Below are 12,303 nucleotides of genomic sequence, written 5' to 3' on the forward strand. Positions count from 1 at the left end.
GCTCAGGCCGCCACCGGCACGGGCAGGCTCACGCGGTTCTTTCCTTCGCGCTTGGCGCGGTACAGCGCCTCATCGGCCAGGCGCAGCGCGGTGTTGATGTGGGTGGGCGCGTGGTGCGACACCACGGCCGGCGCCGCCAGGCCGATGCTGACGGTGATGGACAAGGTGGTGTCGGGCAGGTCCACGCGCAGGTCGGCCACCTGCTGGCGCAGCCGCTCCAGCCAGTGCAGCGCGTCGTCCACGCCGGTTTCGGGCAGCAGCACGGCGAACTCCTCGCCGCCGAAGCGCGCGAAGAGGTCGCCCTCGCGCACCTGTGCCATGCACGCGTGGGCCAGGCGCACCAGCACCATGTCGCCCGCGAGGTGGCCGTGGCGGTCGTTCACGGTCTTGAAGTTGTCGATGTCGATCAGCGCCACCGAGAAGCTGCGGCCGCTGCGCAGGCTGCGCTCCACCTCGGATTGCAGCTGCTCCATGAAATGCCGGCGGTTCGATGCGCCCGTGAGGTGGTCGGTGTTGCTCACGATGCGAAGCTGCCGGTGCGCTTCATCGAGCTTGATGAGCAGCCGGAAGCTGTGGGTGGACATGAGCGGCGCGATGACCAGCGGGCAGCCCACGCACATCGCCCATGCCGCCGGCGGCATCGCGATGCCCAGCGCGAAGGCGTGCACGGCCAGCCCGATGAGGACCGACACCACGACGGAGATGATCGTGACGCCGGCCACCACCGGCCACAGGCCGAAGCGACGCAGGCAGGCCGTGAGCAAGCCGCTACCCGTGGATGGCCGCCGACACGATGAGCCCGATGGCGATCGCCATCGCACCCACCACGATGGCCAGCGCCACGTTCTTCTTTTCGACGATTTCACCCCACAGGTCGTAGGGCGTGATCTTGTCGACGATGAGGAAGGAGATCCAGAACACGAACACGCCGATCAGCGCGTAGAGGATCGACCCGAAGAAGATGGCCGGCTTGAGCCATTCGATGCCCATCATGATGCTCTCTCCTTGTGTGCACGGCGGCTACTTGTGGCCGCCGCCGCTGGAAAACCCGCCGTACGAACCGCCGCCGGTGCGGGAACCGCTGCCGCTGCCGCTGGACAGGCAATTCTGGTACTCGGTGGACGTGTCGCCGTACTGGGCGCGAAGCTGCTCGCATTGTTCACGATCGCTGCGGCTGCAGCGCGCGATGAGCAAGATGATGATGATGACGGCCAGCACCACGAAGATTTTCACCACCATCGACGAGGATGTCGAACTTGGCGACGCGTCGCGCTGCAGCGCCGCACGCTGCTCGGGCGCGAGGCGGAAGGCCTTCACGACGTCGTCGGCATTCAGCGTTTCGCCGGCCGACCAGACGATCTCCTGCGTGTCGCTGCCGCTGGTGGACTCGCGGTTCAGCCGCTTCTTGCTGTTGCCGCCGGTGCCGATGTAGTCGGTGTTGGCCGTCTTCTGGTTGCGCGTGAGCTGCCAGTAGAACTCGCCCAGCACGTAGGTGATCTGGCCGGTGTAGTCGTAGAGCTTCTTGTAGCTCACGCCGTCCAGCGTGACGCCGCTGCCGGACTTCTGCGGCACGCCGGTGATGGGCGCAGTCCAGCTCCAGCCGTCCTCGGCATCCACGAGGAAGGCGAAGCCCTCCATGCGGTTGTAGAGCAGGTACTCGCGCCAGAAGCTCTGCTCGTCGTCGGAGCTGCCGGGCACCTCGCAACGCTCGGCGTAACCCACCACCTGCCAGGGCAGTGCCTGGCCGCGCGTGAGCGCCAGCGTGCCCACGCGGCCGAGCGGCAGCTGCGGCTCCATGCCGTTTTCCTGGGCATAGTGCTTCAGGTCGCCGCCCACGCCCTGGGACACGTCCACCACCGCATGGCACTGGCGGCAGACGATGGACTGCGTGGTCGAGAGCGTGACCTCCAGCGAGGTGCCGCAGCTCGGGCACTCGATGCTGCGCGCCTGGAGCGACTTCTCCGGCGAGTCGGCCAGGCCGCTCATCGCCAGCTCGCTGATGGCCACCGGCCGGCCCACCGACCAGGTGGGCGACTTCGGGTCGCTGTAGTCGAGCGTGCCGACTTCGCCGCGCGTGCTGCGCAGGTCGGAGACGACGAAGCCGCGCTGCGTCTCGGGCGGGCGGGGCAGCTCGCCCTGCGCAGCGATCAGCTTGGCGACGGTGACCGAGGCGACGACGAAGCCCAGGCCGTTGATGATTTCCTGTGTGCCGACCTTCAGGTTCGCCGGGGCCGGCGGTGCGGACGACAGAGGCGCGTCGAAGGCCATCACGTAGCGGCCGTTGTCCTCCGACAGCCAGCCGCTGCGCCCGTTGTCGAACAGCGCATGCCATTCGTTCCAGGTGCCTTCGTTGTAGCGGTACTGCAGGCGGCCCACCAGCGTGAAGGCCGCGCCCTGGTACTTGCCGCCGGCGCCCAGCTGCAGCGGCGAGTGGTCGTCGAAGAGCTCGGCACTCTGGCCGGTCTTGCGCAGCGCATCGCCCTCGCGGACGATGGTGCTCTTGCAGAAGCTGCAAACAGCAAATGCCGATGCCGCCGATCGGAACTCGACGGGCGCGCCGCAGTTGGGGCAGGCGGCGCGGTAGACGCGCTGGGAGGTGGGTTCGGTCGCCAAGGCGATGCGAGCTCTCGTCGGGGGGGGCGTCAGCACCACGCGGCGCGCGTCCTGCTCAGGCGCGCCGCGCGGGGCCGAAGCCCGCCCGGTGACGTCAGACCAGCTTCTTCAGAAGCTCGGCCTTCTTCGCATCGAACTCTTCCTGCGTGAGGATGCCCTTGGCCTTGAGGTCGCCCAGCTTTTCCAGCGTGGCCATCACGTCCTCGGGCTTCACGCCCGCGGCCGCGGCGGCAGCAACAGGTGCCGCCTGCTGGGGATGCATGCTGCCTTGCAGGCCTTGCGCGAGCTGGCTGGCCATCACCTGGCCCAGGGCCACGCCGGCGCCCAGGCCCATGGCGTCGCCGGCCATGCCGCCACCGCCCGCACCGGCGGCCAGCTGGGGCATGGCTTGTGCCGTCTGGTATTGCATGAACTTGCCCATGTCGTTGCCGACCATGCCCATGCCGATCTTCTGGTCGAGGATCTTCTGCAGCTCTTCAGGCAGCGACACGCTTTGCAGCGTGACGCCTTCGAGTTTCAGGCCGATGGCCTCGAAGGCCGGCCCGGTGGCCAGGCGCAGCTGGTTGGCGAACTCGACCTGGTTGGCCGCGAGGTCCAGGAAGGCCAGGCCGCTGGAAGCGACGGCATCGGAGATGTGCTGCAGCATCAGCGCGCGCAGTTGGCCGTCGAGGTCGGCGGTGGTGTAGATGTCGCGCGTGCCGGAGATCTGCTGGTAGAAGAGCTTCGGGTCGACGATGCGATAGCTGTAGTTGCCGAAGGCGCGCAGGCGCACGGCGCCGAAGTCCTTGTCGCGGATGGTGACCGGCTGGGTGGTGCCCCAGCGCTGGTCGATCTGCATTCGCGTGCTGAAGAAGTAGACGTCGCTCTTGAACGGGCTCTGGAAGAGCTTGTCCCAGTTCTGCAGGTAGGTGAGCACCGGCAGGGTGCTGGTGTTGAGCGTGTAGCGGCCCGGGCCGAAGACGTCGGCGATCTTGCCTTCGTTGACGAACACGGCCATCTGTGAATCGCGCACCGTGAGCGAGCCGCCGTACTGGATCTCGTTGCCGGCCATCGGGTAGCGCCAGGCGAGGGTGCCGTCGCCGGATTCCGTCCACTCCAGAACGTCGATGAACTGCTTCTTGATGAAATCCATCAGCCCCATGGCGATTTCCCTTCCAAATGACCCCGGAACCCCGGGTGCGGCGAATAATACGACGCGCCATTGAAATGAATACCCCCGGAGGTGTGAGTTGACCGCGAATGCGAGCGGAAGTGCCGTGCTGGAATCGGCGGCGGCGAAAAACCTGAACCTGGCGGTGATCGGCGCCGGCCCCGTGGGGCTGGCGCTGGCCCTGCATGCAGCCCGTGCCCTGCCCGGGGCGCGCATCTCCGTCTTCGACGCCCGCCCGGCCGACAAGGACGTCTCGGGCGATCCGCGCACGCTGGCGCTGTCGCTGGGCAGTGTGCAAATGCTGCAGCGCGTGGGCGCCTGGAACGACGCGGCGGCGCAACGCATCCTGGAGGTGCATGTGTCGCAGCAGCCGCCGTCGCTGCCGGCCATCCTGGGCGGGCTGGTGCCGGAGCCGGAAGTGCGCATCCGGGCCATCGACGAGGCGGTGCCGATGCTGGGGGCGGTGCTGAGTTACGGCGCCATCGTCGCGCCCTTGCAGAAGGCGTGGTTCGAGGCGGTGGCGCAGGCGCCGCAGCGGTTGTTCACGCGTTTCGGGTCGCCGGTGAAGGCGCTCAAGCCGGTGGCTGGCGGGGTGGAGGTGGATGCGGGCATTGCGGAGATCTTCGACTTGGCCGTGGTGGCCGAAGGCGGGGTGTTTTCCGACCAGGTGCGCAAGTCGGTGACGCACGACTACCGGCAGACCGCCTGGGTGGGCACGGTGACGCTGGCCGACCCGAAGCCGGGCGTCGCTTTCGAGCGCTTCACCCGCCACGGGCCGGCCGCGCTGCTGCCCTTGAAGGACGGCAAGGCGGGCCTGGTGTGGTGCGTCAACAGCGACGACGATCCGGTCGATCCCTTGTCGGACGAGCAGCGGCTGGTGGTGCTCAATACCCTCTTCCATCCGGAGGTCGGTGCGATTGCAGCGGTGTCGCCTCTCAAGCGATTTGCGCTGGGATTGAACGCCGAGCGCACGCTCACCCAGGGGCGAACCGTGCGCATCGGCAACGCGGCGCAGACCTTGCACCCGGTGGCGGGGCAGGGGCTGAACCTGGGCCTGCGCGATGCGTTCGAGCTGGTGCGGGCCTTGTCGAAGTCGGCAGATGTGGATGCGGTCTTGCGCCGGCTCGAATGGACCCGCGGGCCTGACCGCTGGGCCATGATTGCCGCGACGGATTTCCTGGCGCGCAGCTTCACCTGGCATCTGCCGGGGGCGGGGGCGGCGCGGGGCCTGGGCATGGTTGCCCTGCAGGCGCTGAAGCCGGTGAAGTCGGCGCTGGCAAGGCAGATGATGTTTGGTTCGCGCTAGTGCCCAGGCCCCGGATTAATGCTCCTCACCCACCAACCCCGATGTAACTCAATGTGACTTGCGCGCAATGCGCACAGCCCGGCTAAACCGCCGGCGTTTCCCTCGGACAGATTGTCTTGTGGCTCGAAGGTTTGCCAGAGGTGGCGACCGGGCATCAGAGAGAACTCCGGGAGAAAGAGACATGGTGGCAATCGTCAGCGGCAACAGCCTGGGCGTGAGCTTGAGTTCGTTGACGACGCTGGGCCAACGCGGGGCGATCGGCAACGCGGGCAATGGCCGCTCAGGCGAATCCGCCTATGTGAACACAGCCACCGGCAACCTGGTGCTGCAGGACCTTGACGAGAGCTGGGCCGGTCACGGCTTGACCACCCAGACGCTGCGCACCTACAACAGCCTGGGGCAACTCACCGACGACAACGGAGACAACTGGTCGCTGGGCACCTACGTCAACCAGATGCGGCTCACGGGCACGCTGAACACGGCGGGCAGCACCATCGTTCGCACCGAGCGCGACGGCGCCCAGGCGACCTATGCCTGGGATGCGGCGAGCGGCAAGTACCTGAGCACTGCCGGTGCCGGCGCCTACGACAGCTTCGGCTACGAAAGCGGCACCACCTACCCCTACGTCTGGACGGACGGGAGCACCGGCCTGACCGAGCGCTACGACGCCGCCACCGGCCGGTTGATGGTTACCAAGGACGCCTCGGGCAACACGCTGCAGTACACCTACGGCGCCAGCGGCAGCATTGAAAGCATCGTCGACCCCAACGGCGATCGCCGCACGTTCTATGACTACAGCGGGACCAAGCTCACGCAGGTGCGCACGGTGGTGGCCGGTGGCGCGAACGTGGTGCGCGTGCGCTACGACTACGACACCAGCAACCGGCTGTACCACGTGACGGTGGACCTCACGCCCGAAGACGGCAGCATCGCCGACGGCAAGGTCTACACCACCACCTACACCTACGAAGGCGGTAGCGCGCGGGTCGCGACCATCACCCAGAGCGACGGCACCAGCCTGGGCATCACCTACCAGTTGGTGGGCTCCGACTACCGCGTTCGGACCCTGACCGATGCGCTGGGCAACACCACCAGCTTCAGCTATGACACCGTCAACCGCAAGACGACGGTGACCGATGCGTTGACCCAGGCGACGGTGTACAGCTACGACGCGCAAGGGCAGCTCACCCAGGTGACGGGGCCGGCTGTCAACGGCGTGTCCGCCATCACCCGCTACACCTACAACGCCAACGGCGACGTGACGCAGGTGATGGATGCGGAAGGCCGCACGGTCGACATGCAGTACGACGCGCGCGGCAACCTCACGCTGCAGCGCGACTCGGCGGGCAATACGCTCGTGCGGACCTATAACGCTGCGAATCAGCTGTTGACCGAGTCGGTGCCGAGCAATGGGGACAGCAGCGGCATTGCGCCAGCGCCGGGCGGGTTGATTGCGGACAACAGCATCAGCGTGGTGGCCGACACGGTGACCAAGACCGGTGGCGTGGACGGCTGGAACGCCGGCTTCAGCAGCCGAGAAGGCTTCACCAGCGGCGCGTACGTCAGCTTCGTACCGGCGCAGAACAACAAGTACTTGATGGTCGGTCTGAACACCGACCCGGGAACCGACAGTGGTTACGCCACCATCGACTACGCGATCTACGCGCGGGCCGACGGCATCATCGACGCCTTCGAGAACGGCGTGGCGTACAGCTCCCTGGCCAGCTATTCGGCGGGCGATGTGCTGTCAGTGGCCTATGACGGCACCAATGTCGTCTACATGAAGAACGGCGTGGTCATCCGTACGGTGGCGGCCACGATCACCCAGCCGTTGTATGCGGATTCCTCGTTCTTCCATGTCGGAGGAAAGATCTCCAACCTGGAATACGGCGACTGCAAGTTCGTCAACGACGCCGGCATCAGCCTGCTGGGAACGACTGCGTCCAAGACGGCTGGAGGTGATTCCTGGAACGCCGGTTTCCACAGCAAGACGGGCTACTCGGGTGGTGCGTCGGTGAGTTTCACCGCCACGCAGAACAACAAGTACGCCATCGTTGGCTTGAACACAGACCCGTGGTCGACCAAGGATTCGAATCTGGTCGACTGGGGCATCTATCTGCGAGGCGACGGAACAGCCTGCACCGTCCAGTCCGGCAATCCTACACAGGAGCTGGGCAGCTACGCAGCCGGCGATTCCTTTGCCGTCACCTACGACGGTGCGACGGTCTACTACGTCAAGAACGGCACGGTGGTGCGGACGGTCGCGGCCACCATTGCCCAACCGCTGTACGCGGACGCGTCGTTCTACAGCATGGGCGCCAAGGTGACGAACCTGGCGTTTGGCGGCACGCAGTTCAGCAACGGTGCTGGCATGCTGCTCATGGGCGACACCGCAGTCAAGGTCGGTGGCGCCACGGCTGTCTGGGACTCCGGTTTCAACAGCAAGGAAGGGTATGCCGGCGGAGCTTACGTGAGCTTCGTGGCTGCACAGGCTGACAAGTACCTCATGGTCGGCCTGAACACCGATCCAGGCGCGCCCAAGGACTCCAACAACGTTGACTGGGGCATCTACCTGCGCGGAAACGGAACGGCCTGCGCCACGCGCAATGGGTCGGCATTGCTGGAGCTAGGCAGCTACGCCGCTGGCGACCGGTTCTCGGTGACCTATGACGGGTCGACGGTCTATTACCTGAAGAACGGGGCGATCGTCTACTCGGTGACCGCGACCATCTCCCAGCCTTTGTACGCGGATTCAGCCTTCTACAGCTTGGGCGCCAAGGTCATCGGGCTCCAATTCGGCGCGACGCCGTTCATTGGCGATGCCAACGTGCTGCTGGTGGGTGGCTCGGCCACGAAGGTGTCCGGCTCGGAGTACGTGTGGGATGCAGGCTTCCACAGTGCGACCAGCTCCGTGGGCAGCGCCGCGGTCAGCTTCGTCACGCCGCAGAACGACCGGTACCTGATGGTGGGTCTGAACACCGACCCCCTGGCCGACAACAGCTACGCATCGCTGGACTGGGCGATGTATTGCCGTGCCGGAGGTTCGCTGTGCGCCTACGAGAACGGCAACCCGGCGCAGGAGCTTGGCAGCTATGCCGCCGGAGACTCGCTCGCTGTGACCTATGACGGCGCCAATGTGCGCTACATCAAGAATGGCGTGGTGCTGCGCACGGTGGCGGCGACGATCACCCAGCCTTTGTATGCGGACGCGTCTTTCTACCAGATCGGTTCGAAAGTCACCGACCTGAAGTTCGGCGCATTGCCGGCTGCCAGAAGCCGCTACGTCTACGACGCCTCCGGCAAGAACCAACTGCGCTACACGATCAGCCCCGAAGGCCGGGTGACGGAGTACGTCTACAACAGCCGCGGCGAGCGCACGGCGAGCATCCAGTACGCCGCCAGCCTGTATGCGGTGAACCGCCTGCGCGAGGCTGACGTCCCCACCGAGGCGCAGATGGCCGCCTGGGCGGCAGGACAGGACCGCAGCAAGACGCTGCGCCAGGACTACGCCTACGACGCCATCGGCCAACTGTCGAGCACGACCACCTATGCCAGCGTGGACGTGAACGGTGTCGGGGTGACCGACGGCACGCAATCGCTCACGCAGTACGTGTACGACCCGCGCGGCCGCCTGCTGAGCACGATCACGCCCAAGGGCGCGACGACGCAGTACACCTACGATGGCCTGGGTCGCGTGCGCACGGTGAGCAACCTCGCCCTGGGCGAGACCACCACCACCGAGTACGACGACGCCAACAACAAGACCAAGATCACGGCGGCCAATGGCCTGGTGACCACCAGCACCTACGACCGGGCCGGACGGCTGGTGTCGGTGCTGCAGTCCAACGCTGGCGGCACCAACCTGGGCGAGGCCAAGTCTTACTACGATGCGGACAACCGCCTGCGCATGAGCGTGGACGCCACCGGCGTGCGGCACTGGTTCATCTACGACGAGGCTGACCGCATGGTGGCCGAGGTGGATGCACTCGGGCAGCTCACCGAGTACGTCTATGACAAGAACAACCAGGTCACGCAGATCATCGGCTACACCAACGCCGTGAGCGTGAGTGCATTGGTCGACGGCTCCGGCAATCCGCTGAACGTGAGCCTGGCGAGCATCCGCCCGGCGGGCTCGTCCACCGACCGCAAGAGCTGGAAGGCGTATGACAGTGCCAACCGGCTGGTCAAGACGATCAGCGCGCTGGGCGAAGTCACCGAACTGAGCTATGACGCCGCCTCGCGCGTGGTGGCCACCACGCGCTACTCCGCCACCATCGATGTGAGCGGCCTGGGGTCCAACCCGTCCCCGGCTTCCATTGCCCCGGCGCGTACTGCCTGGGACCGCACCGAGCGCAGCTTCTACGACAACGACGGTCGCCTGCTGGGCACGCTGGATGCCGCCGGCAGCCTCACCGAGAACCAATACGACGCGGCCGGCGAGCTGACCGGCAGCGTGCGTCATGCGAACGCCGCAGCGGGTTCAGGCGCCCTGCTGGGACAGGTCCGTCCGCAGGACGCCGCCGGCGACAGCCGCACGGTGTTCTTCTACAACGCGAAGGGCCAGGCGGTAGCCGCGCTGGACGCTGAGGGCTATCTCACCGAGACGGTGTACGACGCCAACGGCAACGTGGACCGCAGCCTGCGCTACGCCACCCGCGTGAGCAACCCGGTGAACGCCGGTGCGAGCCTGGCCAACGTGCGGCCGGGGTCGTCCGAAGAACTGGTGCGCTACACCTACGACGCCATCAACCGGGTGCTGACCAAGCGCATCGATCCGGCGGGGCTGAATATCACCACCAGCAGCGTCTATGACGACGTCAACAACAAGCTGACGGTGACCGATGCGGCGGGCACGGTGAGCGTGACCACCTTTGACTTGAAGGGGCAGGTGCTCAACGTGACGCTGGACCCGTCGGGCCTGAATATTCAGTCCAGCAGTACTTACGACAACGCCGGACGGGTGCTGACCACCACCGATGCCAACGGCACGGTCACCAGGTTCAATTACGACGCGCTGGGCCGCAAGGCCAGCGTGCAGGTGGACCCCACGGGGCTGAACCTGACCACGCAGTATTTCTACGATGCGGCGGGCAACCTGGCGCGCACGATCGATGCGGCTGGCAACCACACGCGCTACCTGTACGACGCGGACAACCACCTGCGCTACACGTTGGATGCGGAGTACGGGCTGACGGAGAACGTCTACAACCAGCTCGGGCAGGTCAAGCAGACCATCCGCTACGCCGAGCGGCAGATGGGCATCCAGACCTTCCCGCAGGCCAACGGGACCATCGCCAACAGCTTCGCGTACTTCACGCCGAACGCGGACAAGGACCAGGTCACCAGCTACGCCTATGACAAGGACGGTCGGGTGGTCTACACGATCGACCCGACGAATGCGGTGACGCAGCAGCGCTACGACGCGCTGGGTCGGGTGGTGGAGACGATCCGCTACGCCAACACGATTGTGGTGCCGGCGGCGCTCAAGCCGGAGAACGTGGCGTCTGCGATCACGGCCAGTACGACGGCCGACCGAAGCACGAGGTTTGTATACGACGCGCTGAACCGGCTGCGCTTCACCATCGACGCCAACGGCAGCGTGAACGAGACGCGCTACGACTACGCGGGCAATGTAGAGCGCACGATCGTCTACGGCACGGCGGTCAACCGCGCCTTGCTGGCGGATGCGACGACGCCGGCCGACATGATCGTCGGCAAGGCAGGTGTGGCAGCGATCGTGAGCGCCAATCCTGCCGTGGATCAGGTCACCGTCTTCACCTATGACAAGGCGGGGCGCAAGAGCACCCAGACGGTGGACCCGGCGGGGCTGAACCAGGTCACGCAGTACGCCTACGACGCCGGCGGCAACCTCGCGCGGATCATCGATGCGAACCTGCAGCACACGCGCTACACCTACGACCGGGGGAACCGGCTGAAGTACAGCCTTGATCCGGAATACGGCCTCACGGAGAACATCTACGACGCGGCTGGACACGTCACGCAGACCATCCGCTATGCCGCCAGGCAGATGGGTATCAACACTGCCGTCCAGGCCAATGGCATCGTCTCCAACAACTATGCGTGGATCACGCCGACGGCAGGTGCGGACCACACCACGCGAGTGGTGTACGACAAGGCTGGGCGGGCACGGTACAGCGTGGATGCCGAAGGGTACGTGAGCGAGACGAAGTACGACGCGCTGGGGCAGGCGGTGTCCACGCAGAGGTACGAGCGTCGCATCAGCGTGAGCGCGGCGCCGACGGAGGCCGAGCTGGCAGCGGCCACGCAGAGCACGACGGCGACGTTCGACAGCGGGCTGGACGGGTTCACGGCCAACGCTGGGGTGTGGGATGCGGGGCGGTTCAAGCTGGTGAGCAAGGCCGAGTCGGGCGGGACATGGGCGGCTTCGGTGGGCGCGCGGGTGCTGGTGCCCGGCAGCTCGGTGAAGTTCGACCTGACGCCCAACCAGATGCAGGACACGCTGCACGCAGGCATCGAGATGGTGGGTGGCAGCAAGTACTCGCGCATCGTGGCGCTGCTGCAGCCCAACGGGCACGTGTACGCGCAGACGTATGGGCTGGTGAGCAACGGCGGTCTGGTGGACCTGGGGGTGTACACGCCGGGCACGACGTACACGGTGGAGATCACCACCGAGCAGGCCGGGGCGACGCTGTACTTCTACGCCAAGGGCAGTGCGCGCACGAGCGGGTACGTGTTCAAGAGCGACCAGGACTTCGCGTGGACGAGCTTCCGCACGTACTTCTGCACGCACCGCGAACCCACGGTGGCTGCGGAGACCACGGCCTACGTGGACAACCTGGTGGAGAGCGCACCGGATGCACAGACCACGCGGGTGGTGTACGACAAGGCAGGCCGGGCGCGGTACAGCGTGGATGCTGAAGGGTACGTGAGCGAGACGAAGTACGACGCGCTGGGGCAGGTGGTGAGCACGCTGAGGTACGAGCGTCGGATCAGCGTGAGCGCGGCGCCGACGGAAGNTGCGCAGACGTACGGGCTGCTCAACGATGGGCAGGTGGATCTTGGGGTGTACACGCCGGGCACGACGTACGTGGTGGAGATCACCACGGAGCAGGCGGGAGCGACGCTGTACTTCTATGCCAAGGGCAGTGCACGCACGAGCGGGTACGTGTACAAGAGCAGCGACCAGCAGTTTGCCTGGACGAGCTTCCACACGTTCTTTGCGACGCAACGCTACCCCAGCGTTCCCAGCGAG

The 12,303-nt window shown here is 66.2% G+C and carries 5 protein-coding genes; 1 reads left to right on the top strand and 4 read right to left on the bottom strand.

The annotated features are described in order from the left end of the window. Positions 1-2: 2 nt before the first annotated feature. The 4 genes from DZC73_RS22625 to DZC73_RS22640 all read right to left on the bottom strand — a co-directional run bounded on the left by DZC73_RS22625 (position 3) and on the right by DZC73_RS22640 (position 3,754). The gene (locus DZC73_RS22625; RefSeq protein WP_124542654.1) at positions 3-764 is read right to left on the bottom strand and encodes a GGDEF domain-containing protein; all 762 of its coding nucleotides are present in this window, start codon (positions 762-764) and stop codon (positions 3-5) included. 4 nt (positions 765-768) lie between these two features. Beyond that, entirely contained in the window at positions 769-990 is a 222-nt protein-coding gene (locus DZC73_RS22630; RefSeq protein ID WP_124542822.1) for a DUF350 domain-containing protein, read from the bottom strand. A gap of 30 nt (positions 991-1,020) precedes the next feature. Continuing rightward, entirely contained in the window at positions 1,021-2,613 is a 1,593-nt protein-coding gene (locus tag DZC73_RS22635; protein ID WP_124542655.1) for a DUF4178 domain-containing protein, read from the bottom strand. A gap of 94 nt (positions 2,614-2,707) precedes the next feature. After that, complete coding sequence (locus DZC73_RS22640) at positions 2,708-3,754, bottom strand: SPFH domain-containing protein (RefSeq protein WP_124542656.1); 1,047 nt, start codon at positions 3,752-3,754, stop codon at positions 2,708-2,710. Positions 3,755-3,842: 88 nt separating this feature from the next. On the opposite strand from DZC73_RS22640, the gene DZC73_RS22645 reads away from it, so the two are divergent. Further along, positions 3,843-5,069, top strand: a complete 1,227-nt coding sequence (locus DZC73_RS22645; RefSeq protein WP_235835244.1) for an FAD-dependent monooxygenase — start codon at positions 3,843-3,845, stop codon at positions 5,067-5,069. The last annotated feature ends 7,234 nt before the right edge of the window (positions 5,070-12,303 follow it).

This window comes from Rhizobacter terrae (genome assembly GCF_003852895.1).
Classification (GTDB): Bacteria; Pseudomonadota; Gammaproteobacteria; order Burkholderiales; family Burkholderiaceae_C; genus Albitalea; species Albitalea terrae.